The 14,581-nt window shown below is 42.2% G+C and carries 19 protein-coding genes; 3 read left to right on the top strand and 16 right to left on the bottom strand.

Translation table 11 applies throughout. From position 1 onward, the window contains the following. Positions 1–72 precede the first annotated feature (72 nt). Together CVV44_22270 and CVV44_22265 are read right to left on the bottom strand one after the other, a co-directional pair. Positions 73–411 (bottom strand): anti-sigma factor antagonist, encoded by a 339-nt coding sequence (locus CVV44_22270; GenBank protein PKL35528.1) that lies wholly within the window; start codon positions 409–411, stop codon positions 73–75. Between the two features lie 115 nt (positions 412–526). Beyond that, positions 527–1,648 (bottom strand): tRNA guanosine(34) transglycosylase Tgt, encoded by a 1,122-nt coding sequence (locus tag CVV44_22265; protein PKL35584.1) that lies wholly within the window; start codon positions 1,646–1,648, stop codon positions 527–529. A gap of 201 nt (positions 1,649–1,849) precedes the next feature. On the opposite strand from CVV44_22265, the gene rsmI reads away from it, so the two are divergent. The 3 genes from rsmI to CVV44_22250 all read left to right on the top strand — a co-directional run bounded on the left by rsmI (position 1,850) and on the right by CVV44_22250 (position 4,188). Beyond that, positions 1,850–2,527 (top strand): 16S rRNA (cytidine(1402)-2'-O)-methyltransferase, encoded by a 678-nt coding sequence (gene rsmI / locus CVV44_22260; protein PKL35527.1) that lies wholly within the window; start codon positions 1,850–1,852, stop codon positions 2,525–2,527. Positions 2,528–2,636: 109 nt separating this feature from the next. Continuing rightward, positions 2,637–2,930 (top strand): flagellar biosynthesis anti-sigma factor FlgM, encoded by a 294-nt coding sequence (gene flgM, locus CVV44_22255; protein PKL35526.1) that lies wholly within the window; start codon positions 2,637–2,639, stop codon positions 2,928–2,930. Between the two features lie 31 nt (positions 2,931–2,961). Beyond that, positions 2,962–4,188, top strand: coding sequence for a hypothetical protein (locus tag CVV44_22250; GenBank protein ID PKL35525.1), 1,227 nt, complete (start codon positions 2,962–2,964; stop codon positions 4,186–4,188). 33 nt (positions 4,189–4,221) lie between these two features. On the opposite strand, the gene CVV44_22245 is transcribed toward CVV44_22250, so the two are convergent. The 14 genes from CVV44_22245 to CVV44_22180 form a co-directional block, all read right to left on the bottom strand. Further along, complete coding sequence (locus CVV44_22245; protein PKL35524.1) at positions 4,222–4,686, bottom strand: chemotaxis protein CheW; 465 nt, start codon at positions 4,684–4,686, stop codon at positions 4,222–4,224. Positions 4,687–4,883: 197 nt separating this feature from the next. Further along, positions 4,884–5,618: a hypothetical protein gene (locus CVV44_22240; GenBank protein ID PKL35523.1), complete on the bottom strand. Its 735-nt coding sequence runs from the start codon at positions 5,616–5,618 to the stop codon at positions 4,884–4,886. A 194-nt stretch (positions 5,619–5,812) separates the two neighbouring features. Continuing rightward, a complete protein-coding gene (locus tag CVV44_22235) occupies positions 5,813–6,718 on the bottom strand; it encodes a hypothetical protein (GenBank protein PKL35522.1) in 906 nt (301 codons plus the stop codon). Between the two features lie 18 nt (positions 6,719–6,736). Further along, complete coding sequence (gene hfq, locus CVV44_22230; GenBank protein PKL35521.1) at positions 6,737–6,985, bottom strand: RNA chaperone Hfq; 249 nt, start codon at positions 6,983–6,985, stop codon at positions 6,737–6,739. Positions 6,986–6,988: 3 nt separating this feature from the next. Beyond that, entirely contained in the window at positions 6,989–7,924 is a 936-nt protein-coding gene (locus CVV44_22225; GenBank protein PKL35520.1) for a tRNA (adenosine(37)-N6)-dimethylallyltransferase MiaA, read from the bottom strand. Next, entirely contained in the window at positions 7,925–8,170 is a 246-nt protein-coding gene (locus CVV44_22220; GenBank protein ID PKL35519.1) for a hypothetical protein, read from the bottom strand. It lies immediately after the preceding gene. Continuing rightward, positions 8,167–8,781, bottom strand: a complete 615-nt coding sequence (locus CVV44_22215) for a guanylate kinase (protein ID PKL35518.1) — start codon at positions 8,779–8,781, stop codon at positions 8,167–8,169. Before CVV44_22215 ends, CVV44_22220 begins: the two co-directional genes overlap by 4 nt. Continuing rightward, positions 8,768–9,019, bottom strand: coding sequence for a hypothetical protein (locus tag CVV44_22210; protein PKL35517.1), 252 nt, complete (start codon positions 9,017–9,019; stop codon positions 8,768–8,770). The genes CVV44_22215 and CVV44_22210 overlap by 14 nt, the downstream gene beginning before the upstream one ends. 6 nt (positions 9,020–9,025) lie before the next feature. Further along, entirely contained in the window at positions 9,026–9,892 is an 867-nt protein-coding gene (locus tag CVV44_22205; protein PKL35516.1) for a YicC family protein, read from the bottom strand. 9 nt (positions 9,893–9,901) lie between these two features. Beyond that, entirely contained in the window at positions 9,902–10,381 is a 480-nt protein-coding gene (locus tag CVV44_22200) for a chemotaxis protein CheD (GenBank protein PKL35515.1), read from the bottom strand. Positions 10,382–10,383: 2 nt separating this feature from the next. Further along, the gene (locus tag CVV44_22195) at positions 10,384–11,262 is read right to left on the bottom strand and encodes a hypothetical protein (GenBank protein PKL35514.1); all 879 of its coding nucleotides are present in this window, start codon (positions 11,260–11,262) and stop codon (positions 10,384–10,386) included. Positions 11,263–11,314: 52 nt separating this feature from the next. Next, positions 11,315–12,190, bottom strand: coding sequence for a hypothetical protein (locus CVV44_22190; GenBank protein PKL35513.1), 876 nt, complete (start codon positions 12,188–12,190; stop codon positions 11,315–11,317). A 67-nt stretch (positions 12,191–12,257) separates the two neighbouring features. Next, positions 12,258–12,587 (bottom strand): hypothetical protein, encoded by a 330-nt coding sequence (locus CVV44_22185; protein PKL35512.1) that lies wholly within the window; start codon positions 12,585–12,587, stop codon positions 12,258–12,260. 17 nt (positions 12,588–12,604) lie between these two features. Continuing rightward, positions 12,605–14,581: a polymerase gene (locus CVV44_22180; GenBank protein PKL35511.1), complete on the bottom strand. Its 1,977-nt coding sequence runs from the start codon at positions 14,579–14,581 to the stop codon at positions 12,605–12,607.

Here is a 14,581-nt window from a genome sequence, read left to right as displayed (position 1 = left end):
CGCACGTCTTATAATTAAAAAAGGCCTGTCTGGCCTTCTGTCTTCACTGGCACGGACATCAGAAGCCCGAACCTATGAAGTAAAGGAATTAATGGCATCCTCTTCGGCTTCAAAAATTTCAAAGAATGATGTCAGCTTGGTCAACTCAAAAACCTTTCTCACTGAAGCAAATACATTGATTATCTTAAGTCCGCCCTGATACTTTTTAAGGTTTGAAAGGCTGGATATCAATGCTCCGATTCCCGAGGAGTCAATGTAGGATACTTTTTCGAGATTGATGATAACATTATATTTTTTCTCTTCTATAAGCTTGTTTATTATATCTTTAATTTCCGGAGCATTATAAAGATCTATTTCACCTGCAATATCCAGCACTACAACTTCCCCACTGGACCTTGTGTTTATATCCATACCCGACCCTTCCTTCACAGATTAAAATAGCTGTACATATGTTCGACACAATATAAATCCATGCTATTATGATGTCAAGATAAATTATACAAATTATATTGCTCGTTCAGTTGAATTATCCAAATATACCCGTCCACTTTTTTTCGGTATCTAAAAAAGTGTCGGCAGCAATGCTTTGCCGTATCTCTTCCATGAAAGTTTTCATAAAAAAAAGATTATGGTAGGTGTTGTAGATAAGCGAGGCTATCTCTCCTGCCCTGAAAATATGCCTGAGGTAAGCCCGGGAAAAATTTCTGCAGACATAGCAGGAACAATTCGGGTCCAGGGGCCCGTATTCCTTTTCAAAACGCGCAGCCTTGATGTTGATTCTTCCCTGCGATGTGTACAGCGTGCCGTTACGGGCTATGCGTGTGGGCATGACACAATCAAACATATCAACACCATTCTTTATGGCGAATATAATTTCAAGAGGGCTCCCCACGCCCATCATATAGCGCGGTTTTTCAACGGGCATGTATTGCATGGTGAACCCGGTGATCTCCTGGTAGAGTTCTTTCGGTTCTCCCACGGAGAGTCCACCGATGGCAAAGCCGGGAAAATCCATCTCCGTCAGCCTCTCGACACATTCCCTGCGCAGATCGCCGAATACACTGCCCTGCACGATGGCGAACAGGCTTTGCTTTTCCGGATTAAAATGCTCCTTCCAGTATCGGAATGATTTACCCGCCCAATCGACGGTGCGGATAAGAGCGGCCCTGGCATCCTTTTTCTCAATGGGATATTCAGTGCACTGATCCAGTACCATCATGATATCAGACCCTATGACACCCTGTATGTCCAGCACCTTCTCCGGTGTAAAAAGATGTTTCGAACCGTCAAGATGTGAACGAAATTCGACGCCGTGATCGTACACTTTACAAAGATCGGAAAGTGAAAAGACCTGGAAACCTCCCGAATCTGTGAGGATGGGATTTTTGTAATTCATAAAGGCATGAAGTCCGCCTGCTTCTTCCAGAACCTGTGTCCCCGGCCGGATGTACAGATGATACGTATTGGATAGAATAATATCAAACCCTATTTCCTCGATATCCCTGTTTGTCAGGGCCCGTATGGCCCCCCTGGTTGCCACAGGCATAAAGACAGGCGTCCGGATACAACCGCGTGACGTGGTGATTTCACCGGTCCGGGCCGCGGAAGTATAATCATTGTGCATTACTGTAAATTTCATCCTGTACACATGCTCTGTATTGTTCACACTGTCAAATAAAAATCTTCAAGACACACTGCACATGAATCTAACGGCTAAAATAATACCATTTACCGGAATTTTTCAGGAAACTGCTGGATTAATATTTAACCCACGTACATATTATATCGATAAAATAGTGACAGATGCTCTGACCCCCTGAAAGTCACAGCACTGCCGACCGGAGATACCATGGCAGAAGGAACACTCTATATAATTGGGACACCCATAGGCAATATTGAAGATATTACCCTGCGCGCCCTGAAAATACTTAAAGAATCCATCAATATAATTTACTGTGAGGATACGCGGCAGAGCAAAAAACTGCTCATGGCCTACGACATACATATCCCCCTCAGATCACTCCATGCCCACTCTTCACCGGCTCGCATAGAAGAAGTATGCTCTGAACTGAAAAAAGGAAACAATATCGCCTACCTGACCGATTCAGGCACGCCGGCACTTTCCGATCCAGGCAGTATGCTGGTGAGAAAAGCACGGGAATATGGTATTGCCATAATTCCCCTACCCGGCCCTTCAGCCCTGGCGACCATTATATCCGTAGCCGGCTTTCCTGAAAAAAACATCATCTTTGGTGGATTTCTCAGCAAAAAACCAGGAAAGCGAATCCATGAACTGGAAAAATTAAGGGAATTCCCGGGCATCATTATTATCTACGAGTCACCCTATAGAATCAAAAAACTTCTCCCTGCGCTTTACCAGGTCTTTCCCGGTAAAGAAGTTCTCATCGGCCGCGAAATGACCAAGGTGTACGAGGAATTTATTTCCGGCACCCTGACCGGTGAAGACGCAGGTCTCGATTCCGTCAAAGAGAAGGGTGAATTTACCGTTGCTGTATTTAATAATTAGCTTGATTTTACTTTAAAATTGCATATATTTATTTTAGATATTTAATAAATCATTAAAGAATTGACAAAATATTCCGATATAGTAAGTAGATTATAAAAGGGTTATTAAAATGGCAATTGATAAAATAAGCAACATAAACAACATTATAGAGCCGAAAAAGACCAAGCCTGCGGCGGGCACAAAAGAGACCAAGAAAAATGACTCTGTCCAGATATCATCAGAAGGCAAAAAAGCCGCTGAAATATCAAAACAAATGCAGATTGTTCACGAGACGCCAGATATCAGGGCCGACCGAGTCAATGCAATCAAAGAGCAGATAAAAAATGGCTCCTATGATTTCAACGATAACAAGGTTCTTGAAATGGTGGCTAGTAAAATTGCCAACTTCCTGTTGAGGCCGTAATCAATTTCTTCAGCACTGACTTTACACTTGAATTGTAAGAATAATAAAGCGGAGATACGACAAATATGTCCGCTTTTTTTATGGCAGGATTAGATTGAAAAGTTCAGTTACACCCGATTTTAACCTACCCACTGAAATATTTATCCGTCAGGATATTATCAACAATATTGCTGAAATTCTTAAACAATATGGTTCCCGCGCAATCCTCATAATGACTTCCAACGACATTGAAATTTTTCACGAAAAAGCCCTGGCCGTGGCAAGTAATCTGAAGCGGGCAGGAATCGGCTGCATCATTTATGATGAATTACCCGAATATCCCAACACGGAAGATATTGACACCGCCGTGTCATTCGCAAAGAAAACAAATTGCAACATGATAATCGGTTTTGGAGGCATTGAAGCACTGAACTCCGCCAAGGCCATCTCTCTATTAATAAACAATTTTCTTTTCTGCGACAGTCTTTTTTCCGAACCGGAAATCAGCGAAAATCCCGTTGCAATGATAACCATGCCGGCATTCCCCGTTTTCGGTTTTGAGATTGCACCTTTATTATTCCTCGACGATATACATGAAGGCGTCAAAAAGGTATATCATAATGAAATTCTTTTTCCTAAAGCGACAATAGTCGATCCATCCCTGTCGCTGCTTGTAGAAGAGAGCTGCATCATGAAAAATACCGTTGCCTCACTGGCCATAGCAACAGAATCTGTCATTTCCCGGGCAAATAACGACATTATAAACACCTTTGCCCTGAAATCAATTGATATGATATTCCGGAATCTTCCCATTACTTTTAAAGAACCTCAGAATCCCGGACCCCGGCTCTACCTTTCGACGGCATCGGTAATGTCCGGCATAGCCTTTTCTGTAGCCTTTCTTTCAGTTACTTTGGCAACGTCCCTTGCCCTGGCATCAAAAACAGCCCTCGACCTTGAAAGCGCCATGGGGATTATCCTCCCTCACATTATGGAATTTAACCTTACTTCCGCTCCAGGCAAATATGTTCAGATGTCAAAAGTCATGGGAGAGGATGTGCGGGATATTACCGTTATTGAGGCAGCCATCAAGGCCGTTGAGGCAATTCGAAAACTGGAAACCGACATAGACATTCCCCAGCGGTTGTCTCATTTTGAGGTGATGAAATCAGAGTTCAAGAATATCGCGGAAACAGCCATGAAATATCCATTCCTCAAGAATACACCACGACCGCTGAACCTTGACGAGATTGAAACGATTCTTATAGCCGCCTTCTGAAATACATCAATAAATGACGGAGACATTCCAATACTAGAGGCTTGTAACTTCTTCCGAGGTGAATATCTGGTTAATATCAAGGATAACGACAAAACCCGTTTCAAGTTTAGCGATACCCACGATATAACGGCCGGAAATTCCCTTCACAACGGGAGGAGGCGGTTCGATATCATTGGAATTTATTTTAATGACGTGGCTGACAGAATCAATAGCCAGTCCCACCTGTTTTCCGCTGATATCCACAACAATAGCGCGATTGCTCTGCTTCTCTCTTTTCTGGTCAATTTTAAATTTTTTACTCAGATCAACTATTGGTATGACCTTCCCCCTGAGATCGATTACTCCCATGATATAGGGAACTGACTTTGGCAGCTTTGTGATAGTGGGAAGCTTGAGAATTTCCTGAACGAGAAGAATATCAACGCCATATTCTTCGTTTCCAATTTTAAAACATACTACCTGCTGAGAGGTAACTACATCGCCCTTAGAATCGATCATGAGCTGTTTCCTGCTTGTACCTGTTATTTATTTTTATCTCTTAAGGATAATTTATTCCCCGGCTTCCCCTACTTCTAACGGCACTAAGGGCTGATTCAGCCGCGGATCGCCATCCGTGAACAATATCCTAATTGAATAAAATAACTTTTCAAGCATTAATTTGGATATTCAGACATTTTTATGGGTACTGTGGGAATTTATGAAATGTAATAGCCGTAGATATATGAGGCGATGCCTGTCACTACGAAAAAAATCACCTTAAAAACCATGGGTGACCTTTCCCTGATAAACATATCCACCATCCCGATGGACACACCAAAAAAGGCCGCAATCACGCCCATGGCGATAAAATCAAATTGCAGATAATAGAATATACCGGCTGAAATGGCAAGTCCCACAAGAAAATCAAGGATATCTATTAAACCTATTTTGGGGATATACTGCTCTGCACCGGCATACTGATCGTCGTATGGGTTTTTATCCTCTACAAAGTAACGCTTACGCGTCTCTTCGAGACGGCGCTGCTTATCGACGGCGCCCTTGCCGGAAAATCTTTTCTTTGCAAAAGAGATACCATAGTTATAATTAATGAGACGTATTATATCATTATTCGGTATACTCGAAAATATTTCTGCCCTTTCAGAAAATTTTTCAGAAAATCCATAGGTACGACCGCTGAGGACACTGCGTTCTGCGGTAATTTTACCGTTTTTTATCACACTATAATACGGACTGCCGCCCTCGTTCTGCACTTCAACATACAGGCGGATTCTCTTTTCACGGAGATTGTAGTCGATGCGAATATAATCTCCGTTCTCCGCAGTTATATATAGTGTTCGTTGGTAACCGCGAATCTCCGAGGGACGTCTTTTCCAGTGAAACTGTGATGTCTCAACCTGTTGATTTTTGGTTTTGGTGGTCGTTTTCCTCATGGCTGGAACGGTTTTACCCCTTAAAATAAAAGAGATTGGCAAAAATTCATGACCAATCTCTCCCTACTCTGCCACTTAGACTTTCTTTTTGTGCCTGTTCTGCCTTCTTCTCTTTTTTCTCTTATGATTGGCAATTTTTTTCCTTTTTTTCTTTCTACCACAAGGCATAGAAAACTCCTTTTAATTCATTTTTCTCATCTGAGATTGTTAATTTCACCCTTCTCAGATACGGATCCTTTATTTTTTCCCTCTTCAAGGAAAAGAGGTACCATAGATTTGTCTGATGAAACTATCACTTTCAAATCATCGGTCAATTTGTCAATATAAATATATTTCAGAATATCAGGATTCTGCTTTATAATCCGCGACATCTCCCTGTATTTTTTATACAGGGCCTCCTCCTGAATTTTTTCGCCTTCAAGCCGATTTTTCAGAAGAGAAAGAGATTTTGCATTCTCGATTTCAATACGGCGTAATTCAGCCAGATACTGAAGACCTTCTCTATATCTTTCGTTATCAGGATATGTCCAGTTTTCATAAATATCAATTCTTTTCAGAGTAATTCCCTGCCCGGCCAGTTTGTCTGTTAACCCGTTTCTAACAGCTGCTTTTATTTCTTCTTTCCTAAATTCCAATGCCGGTCCCCGATAAAAAGGAAGCAGATAGGGCTGAAGCTGATTGCTAAAAAAACGAACCGTATCTTCAAATATTATATTGCTTATTTTTAAAGAATTATTTCTAAAAAGAGTATAGTCGCTAACCTTATCCCACTCAATACTGTATTCCACGGAAACGGGAATGCTGATGCCATAATATTCATCCTTTAATCCCACCAGGGAAGGAATGGTCATTTTCACATCAAAGCTGTCCCTTTTGTCGAGTGCGATCGTTTCTATATGATAAAGCCAGGGGGCTACACCTTGAATCACGAAACGCGATCCTGCCGAAACCACGATCACCGGAGCATCGTCTTGATTTCCGTACACCACTGATATCATTCCCTCAGGAACAGGCCGGTATGATGTTATGAAAATATAACCACCTGCAGCAATAAGGAGAATGAATATTACTTTTATAAAAAAACTTTTCATCATCACCATTCAGTTTACACTAATACATCAGGCTCCCTGCTCTTCCTCTTTTTCATCGCGATAAGGCATTGGTTTCGCAGGAACGAGAGTAGAAACAGCGTGTTTGTAAATCAGGTTCTGCTTCTTGTCTACTTCCATGAGTATTGTAAAATTATCAAAACTCAATACACGCCCCTTGATGGGCACACCATTAACCAAGTATACAGTAATTTCACACCTGTCCTTCCTGGTATTATTGAGGAATACATCCTGTAAATTACTGATTTGCTTTGCCATGTATCACATACCTCTGTATTTATTTTTTTGTTTTTTCAACCAGTCTCCGACAAGTTTTTGTATTCTGTCCGTTTCCAGCCGGTGAAACCAGTTTATTTTTTTATTTTTTCTGAACCAGGTCATCTGCCTTTTTGCGTAACGCCTGGTCTCTATTTTTATACTCTCGATTGCTTCCGATAATCCCGTCAATCCATCGAGATAGCGGTTGAGCTCCAGGTAGCCGATGGTGCGCATGGATTTCAGTTCAGGGCCAAAACCACGTTCCCGCAAGGACCTGACTTCTTCGAGAAAACCCTCTTCCATCATCCGGTCAACCCTGCGAGCCGTTCTCTCCACCAGGGCTTCACGTTCTTCATACAGACCTACATATAGAATATCCTGACCGGTCGTATTATCTTCCACAGCATAATAACTGCTCAGTGGCTTTCCCGTACCGCGGAAAACTTCCAAACCACGTATAATTCTCTGCCGATCATTGGGATGGACTTTTTCACCGAAATGCCTGTCAATCTTCATGAGTTCTCCATGAAGAAAATCCAGTCCCTTTATTTCTATCTCTCGTATTATCTCTTCCCGTATTTGATTCTCAACGGGTGGAATTTGTGATAAACCACCGAAAATAGAATCAATGTACAAACCCGTCCCGCCTACGAAGAGAGACTCTTTTCCACTTTTCTCAATTTCCGCCAGGCTTTCACCGGCAAATCTTACGAAATCACCGGCACTGAAATCAGAATCCGGCTCAACAATGTCTATAAGGTGATGCCGGACTTTCTGTCTCTGAACCTTGTCGGGTTTACCGCTACCAATATCAAGATATTTATATATCTGTACCGAATCAAAAGATATTATTTCAAAAATATCCTCTGCCAACAACAATGAAAGCTCAGTCTTGCCCACGCCCGTGGGCCCTGCTATCACTATAGAACGAATATCTATTTATTCCTCACTGGTCTCATCGGGATTACTGGCCTCAAGGGCGGCAAGCTCATGAGGCAACTGATATTCGAACTTCAATTCTTCTTCAAGCGTGAGCTTTAAGATATTGGGGACAACCTTCCAGTTCAGGTTTTCTTCCGGATAATTTTTTATATTGGCTATTTTATCAACATACTTCATTGTAGCTTTCGTAAAAATGTACTTGTTGCAATTGTACATTATCAATTTATCCATGGGTATAATCACTTGTAAACCTCCAAAATTTTTTCAATAGCGGCCGTATTCCGGTCTTTTCGGCATAATTCAGCTGTCATAATCGCCTTAAATTGATCAATGGCGAAATCCAGTCTATCATTAATAATGATATAGTCAAACAACGCAAATTCTTTCAGCTCGGCAACAGCGTTTTTCAGACGTACGGCAATCTGATTTTCAGTATCTGTTTTCCGATTTTTCAGCCGTTCCTCCAGTATCTTGAGAGAAGGTGGAACTATAAAAATATAAATGCCATTAGCCAGCTTTTTTTTCAGGTTTTTTGCGCCCTGTACATCGACGTCAAATATAGGGATTTTTCCCCTGGCCTGTATTCTGTCAATCTCTTTTTTAGAAGTTCCATAGTAGTTATCGTGTACCTCGGCCCATTCAAGAAATTCATCCTTGTCGATCATATTCCTGAAATCACCCTTTGATACAAAATAATAGCTTTCCCCGGGTATTTCTCCGCTCCGCTGCGGCCTCGTTGTAGTTGATACGGAGAACCTGAGAATATCGTAGTCCAGTAAAAGTCGTTGTATAATGGTTGTTTTCCCGGCGCCTGAGGGGGCTGAAACAACGAGAGAGATATTACTCCGTTGCATTGCTCATGAGCCTGTTAGCTATTGTTTCCGGTTGCATAGCCGAAAGAATAACATGGTTACTATCCATTATGATAATGGCACGTGTTTTTCGGCCATGAGTGGCGTCTATGAGGATATTATTGCCCTTCGCCTCATCGCGCAGCCTTTTGCCCGATGCCGATGCGGGAGTAATTACAGCCACTACTCTTTCCGCCACAACGGCATTGCCAAATCCGATATTTATAAGAGTCGTTTTCATATCTGTTTACACCACATTTCGGCATTGTTCCCGTATTTTATCGATGTGATTTTTAACTTCCACGGCAAGATGCGATATCTCGGAATTATTTGATTTCGAGGATATTGTATTAATTTCCCTGAACATCTCCTGGGCAATGAAATCGAGTTTTTTTCCGATTTGCCCTTTATCCTTCATCACTGTTTTATATTTCTGAAGGTGGTCGTTGAGTCTAACCGTTTCTTCATTGATGTCCAGCTTGTCGGCGAGGATGGCAATCTCCGACATGAGCCTCTGGTCATCCACGGCGCCGCCGGCCAATGCGTTTATCCTTTTCTGTAAAAGCTGTTGCTTTTCAGTGACAAAATTACGGGCTATATTCTTGATCGTTTCAGCATTTTCCAATATCACTTCAAGGGAATTGATAATGTCTTTCTTAGTGGCCATCCCCTCTTTCTTCCGCATTTCAATGGTTTTCTTTACGACATACTCCAGAGCAGTATATATGTCCTTGCGCGATTTTTTTGACACAATCGAGCGTTCCCGGTTCAACACTCCTTCAAGAGACAATATAGATTCAAATCGAAGAGGTTCTTTAATATGCAGGCTACTGTGAATGGCCTGCAGTTCTTGATAGTATTTCTTTATAAGGGATGCATTCAATGAAACGGGACGCGTATCGGTCCAGTCATAGATTTCAATACTCAGTTCTATCTTGCCACGGGAAAAACGTTCCTTCAGAATGCTTATTAAATCATTCTCTTCATTTCTCAATATCCGTGGAATATTAGCATATGTTTCGAGATATTTAGAATTCAGAGATTTTATTTCAACCGAGAAGGAAAACTGATCGGAACTCTTCTCAATAAAGGCGTAGCCTGTCATACTTTCCATAAAAACAACCTATAATATTCTATCTTCCTTGCCAAGAGATTTAACCTTGATCTCTCCATTCTCCATATAAAAATCAATGGTCCGCCCATAGTCACCGCCTGTATCTTCAGCAATAATCCTTATCTTCATTTCATCCAGTATTTCCTTCACCTTGATGATATTGTTTCTGCCGATTTCGGCCATCATGCTGTTTTCCGAGAGATTAAACATGGTGGCACCGCCGATTATTTTAGCGATGAGCTTATCCTTCCTCGCTCCGATTTTTTTCATTTCCTCGAGAAGAAGGGGAATGGCCGTATCGGCGTACTTCTTTTCCGAGGACGTCTTTGATTTCATCACGGGCAGCATGATATGTGAAAGGCCGCCCACTTTCGCTTCCGCATCATAGAGGCATATGCCCACGCATGAACCCAGGATCGTCCGCAGGATATCACTCCCCGAGGCCACCTTCAGATCCGCTATGCCCACATTAATAAGAGTAAAATTCACCGTTATCTCCTTGGCTTCGGTACATACACTGGTGCTTCAAGAATTTTTCTATAGACAAAATCTTCGGAAATAGAATGAAGCGTTTCAGAATGGCCAATGAACAAAAATCCTGGATTATTTATCACCTTAAAAAAATCACCCACCAGCTTCTGTTGATGTTCCTTGTCAAAATATATCATGACATTCCTGCAGAAAATAATGTCCAGATCGGATGGAAAAGGATTTTTAAAAAAATTAAGATAGCTGAATTTAACCAGTTTTTTTAATTCATCCTTTACTGTATAGACTCCCGGCTCCGATTTTTTCGGTATAAAATACTTGTTCAAATATTCAGGTGGCACCTTTTCAATTCTTCTACCCGAATACTCTCCGATCCTGGCAAATTCAAGTACGGACAGAGCGATATCGGTGGCAATAATTTCTATTTGCCATCCCTGCAAATATTTCATGCACTCAAGAACACAGATAGCAAGTGTATAGGGCTCCTCGCCCGTTGAACAGGCTGCGCTCCAGATCCTCAATTTCTTGTTTGTTTTTACTTTGGCCAGTTCCGGAATGCTTGTCTGTATTAATGCATCAAAATGCCTTTCATTTCTGAAAAAATACGTCTCATTAGTGGATACAACATCCAGCAGCATTTCATATTCCCGTTTTTTTTCATCACCGGAAAGTCGCTGGAGATAATCATAATAGGCGGCAAACTCCATAAAGTTGAGAGCCTGAAGCCTTTTCCTCAATCTGTTTGAAAGCAGGGTAATCTTCGAATCCTTAAGAAAAATTCCGCTTTCATCATGAATAAGTTTAGCGAACTTCTTAAACTCTTCTTCAGTCAGTCTTTTTATATTTAATTCCATTACCAGAGCTTTACCCCGTCTCTTCATTAATCATTATACAATCTTTAAATGGCCAGTTTCCGTAAAGCATTGCAACAGGCTATAATGTTTTTCTCAGATTCAACACCAGTTTTATTTCACCCACGGGCATTCCCGATAGAAGTGAAATTTTCTCCATTGAATAACCCTTGTCAAAGAGTTCGTCAATAAGACCGTACCTGTCCTTTGTTTCAGAGAAAAGACGAAGAACTTCCTCTTCATTCAGTTCTGCATCAGCCTCTTCACCATCGCACGCCATGATTGCATCAGGAGTACCACCAACATCTACAGTATCAATCAATTTGCCTTTGCGTGAAAGAGATTCCTGCATCGTAGTAAAATCTTTTTCAATAAGAGTATCGGAATGATTTATATCCCTATCTGCCACTCCCGTTGCTTTCCTGCGGTGGAGTGTCCGGTCTGATTTACCGTCGTTATCACTTCCCTTTACAAAGCGATCAAGAAGTTTATTTTTTTTATCATATATCATATCTATAACATTTCTAAATAATTTAAGCAAGCTTTTTTTTAGATCAATGGCTCCGTATGCAGATTGCGGCATTTCCTTTTTTTGCAGTAAAGACGACGGTTCCTCCTGTTTATTGTCAAGAGTTTTCAGGCTGTTCTTATTCCCCGGATAAGAAAATGATGCTTCCTCATTTTCTCTGTCACCATCGCTATCATTCCCGATGGTAATATCAAGGCTGTTCATATCCCCGCTTCGCTCCATTACCCTTTTCATGAGACTGATTCTGTTTTCAAGAATGGAAATATTGCGCTCGGCTGCGGCATTGAATTCCTTTATGATGTCGTCCATCTCTTTGCGAAGCTTCTTTTCGCGAAACTCCGAAGCTGATTTTTCCAGTTTGAGGCTGATGACAAGATAAAGAAGGGCTCCCATGAAGATGTTGATTACTATAAGTATAAACAGTTGCATTATGTCTCCTTAGAAGCTACTTTGTTTTGATTTTTTTTAATATCTGCAATCACAAAATTCAACCACCCTATTTCAATACATCAATAATCTTACCCATTCGGTCATCTTTGGAGCGTGTCTTCGTTGTTCCATCCCCGTGCTGATCGTTCTTTTCTTTTTCTTTCCGGGCCTGCTCTTCTTTATTTTCCTTATCGTTGGCAAGAGTATCTCGTACTTCCGTCTTCTCACCTTTATTCGATTCATCAAGCCTGGTATTTTTTAATGCCGATTTTTGAGCTGCTTCCTTGTCGAGAATCAATTGCTGCTCTACTCCGGCGCCGGATCTGGCATGTTCTCCTCTCCCCACTTCATGCATCTGTCCGATGTTGGTTTGAAGATCGATTGGTTTAATTGACATGCCAAATTCCTCTCCTGCTATCTCTTACGCTGAATCAGCGTAGCAATCCTCTGCTGTCCTTCAATTATCTGAGGCGGCTCATATTCAGAGAGCCTGATTTCATCCCCTTCAAGGGTAAATTTAATATAGTTATATTGATCCTTCACGAGAAATTTCTGATCTTTAATATAAATGTCAACACCGGGATATACTGTCTTCTCAGCACAAATTTTCCCCCTGTGCTCCAGCATGCCTACATAGGCATTCAGTTCCTCAAGCTCCAGGTTGACTTCTTCTGTCCGACTGGTGAGTTTCTGGTTCCTGGCCGTTAATTCCTGGAACATTTTTTCCTTTTCCTCAGAAAGTTTTGATGTCCTCTTCTGGTTGGTCAGTGTTGTAAGGTTTTTCTGCAATCCTTCAAGTTCACCGGAGATTTTCACCTTTATTGTCTCCAACTCGCTCATCTGCTGCAGCACCTTGGGATTGATGCCGACACGTATTTCGGTTTTAGTAGCCACATCGGCTCCCAGAAATCGCGCATTCACCTCGTCACCAGCCCTGATCAGGCCACCTACAATCCGGGCACGCCGGCCATTGCAGTAAATGCGTCCACCGGCATCTACATTGGAATGAAGGATACCCTCGGGGACAAGAACATCATTCTCAGAAACAATATTGGCGTTCTGTATGAATTTAGCGAAAATCGATCCTCCGGTTGTTTCGATCCGTGAATCCTCACGACCCGAGATACCCTGGTGAACGATGATGTCACCTTCTGCCTCAAGGAAGGCCTTCTGAACAGTCCCCTTTACCTCAATATTACCGGCAGCCTTGACGACAAAATTATCCTGTACGCTTCCCGAAATAATGACCGATCCCAGAAAAACAATATTCCCTGTTTCGAGAGAGACATCCCCGTTGACCACATACACGGGCTCGACACTGATCTTCATTCTTTTAAAAACAACCTGACCGTTTATTTCAGCGGTCAGCTCCCGACCATCTTCAGACAGGATGGTCCCCTTACCGTACTGAATCTGGACATCCTTGCCCGATTTTGCAGGTAGAATTCTATTGGTAACAGTCCGGCCCGGCACACCCTCTTCCGCCGGAACCTTGACAGCCAGCACCTGGCCAACAACGACATTTTCCAGGAGTTCCAGGTTGCGAAAATCGACCTTCCCGCTTTCATCCTCTTCGAAACTTACGCTGGTTTTATCTACACGGACTTTGTAATCGATATAGGCATCACGTCCATTCCTCATCCGTTGACCTTCAGCCGCGGCAAGGGGGTGGGTGTAATCCATGTTTTCCAGATATTCCTTTATCACTTCTTCTCTTATTCCCGTAACGACACCGGCCCCTTTCAAGGCGTCGATAACCTCATTGTACTCCATGTGCCGGCCACAAAAACGGGGAGGCGTGAAATGGACAAAGGCTTTCATTTCATCGTCGGTTATATTCACTGTCATATTCCCGTCATAATTGGGATTGGGCGTCCAATCTCCCAGCCTTTGCGGTTTACCCGATTGTTTTTTTACCGCCTTTTCGATGAGGGAAATATCGGCATTACTGATCCGCATGGAATAGAGCTTGTTGTTTATCTGGTTGACATCGATATCGACTCCTTTCCCTTTTGGAGGAATGACGGTAAGCCAGATACCACTTTTTGTAACGCGAATCTTGAATGAAGCGTCGACATCCTTTTTCTCTTCAAGCACAATTCCGGGGATATGGGCGGCTAGTTTCTTTTCAATTTCTTCCAGGTCAGAGTGCTCTGCGGCAACTTCCAGGGGCCGCACAAGAATCCGGTAGGGCTGGCGCCCAAATCCGAACAATCCTGCAGCGCCTTTTTCAATAATTTCATAATCCAGCATCGAGATGTCGACTTTCAACTCCTTCGAAGCCAGTTCAAGCGCCTGCTTCACTGAATCCGCATAAACCTCAACGGCATTATCGCCACTGAAATCATCGGAATCTGCAATATCCATGAACAGGTCTTTTAATTTTGACAT

The organism is Spirochaetae bacterium HGW-Spirochaetae-1, assembly GCA_002839375.1.
Lineage (GTDB): Bacteria > Spirochaetota > UBA4802 > UBA4802 > UBA5550 > PGXY01.
Note: the sequence above shows the minus strand (reverse complement) of the source record. Positions and strands in the feature narration are given on the sequence as shown.

Coding starts and splice junctions, on each gene's coding strand:
- CVV44_22270 (PKL35528.1), bottom strand. CDS start 411: ATGGATATAAACACAAGGTCCAGTGGGGAAGTTGTAGTGCTGGATATT.
- rsmI (PKL35527.1), top strand. CDS start 1,850: ATGGCAGAAGGAACACTCTATATAATTGGGACACCCATAGGCAATATT.
- flgM (PKL35526.1), top strand. CDS start 2,637: ATGGCAATTGATAAAATAAGCAACATAAACAACATTATAGAGCCGAAA.
- CVV44_22245 (PKL35524.1), bottom strand. CDS start 4,686: ATGATCGATTCTAAGGGCGATGTAGTTACCTCTCAGCAGGTAGTATGT.
- CVV44_22240 (PKL35523.1), bottom strand. CDS start 5,618: ATGAGGAAAACGACCACCAAAACCAAAAATCAACAGGTTGAGACATCA.
- CVV44_22235 (PKL35522.1), bottom strand. CDS start 6,718: ATGGTGATGATGAAAAGTTTTTTTATAAAAGTAATATTCATTCTCCTT.
- hfq (PKL35521.1), bottom strand. CDS start 6,985: ATGGCAAAGCAAATCAGTAATTTACAGGATGTATTCCTCAATAATACC.
- CVV44_22215 (PKL35518.1), bottom strand. CDS start 8,781: ATGCAACGGAGTAATATCTCTCTCGTTGTTTCAGCCCCCTCAGGCGCC.
- CVV44_22210 (PKL35517.1), bottom strand. CDS start 9,019: ATGAAAACGACTCTTATAAATATCGGATTTGGCAATGCCGTTGTGGCG.
- CVV44_22205 (PKL35516.1), bottom strand. CDS start 9,892: ATGGAAAGTATGACAGGCTACGCCTTTATTGAGAAGAGTTCCGATCAG.
- CVV44_22195 (PKL35514.1), bottom strand. CDS start 11,262: ATGAAGAGACGGGGTAAAGCTCTGGTAATGGAATTAAATATAAAAAGA.
- CVV44_22190 (PKL35513.1), bottom strand. CDS start 12,190: ATGCAACTGTTTATACTTATAGTAATCAACATCTTCATGGGAGCCCTT.
- CVV44_22185 (PKL35512.1), bottom strand. CDS start 12,587: ATGTCAATTAAACCAATCGATCTTCAAACCAACATCGGACAGATGCAT.
- CVV44_22180 (PKL35511.1), bottom strand. CDS start 14,581: ATGTCAAAATTAAAAGACCTGTTCATGGATATTGCAGATTCCGATGAT.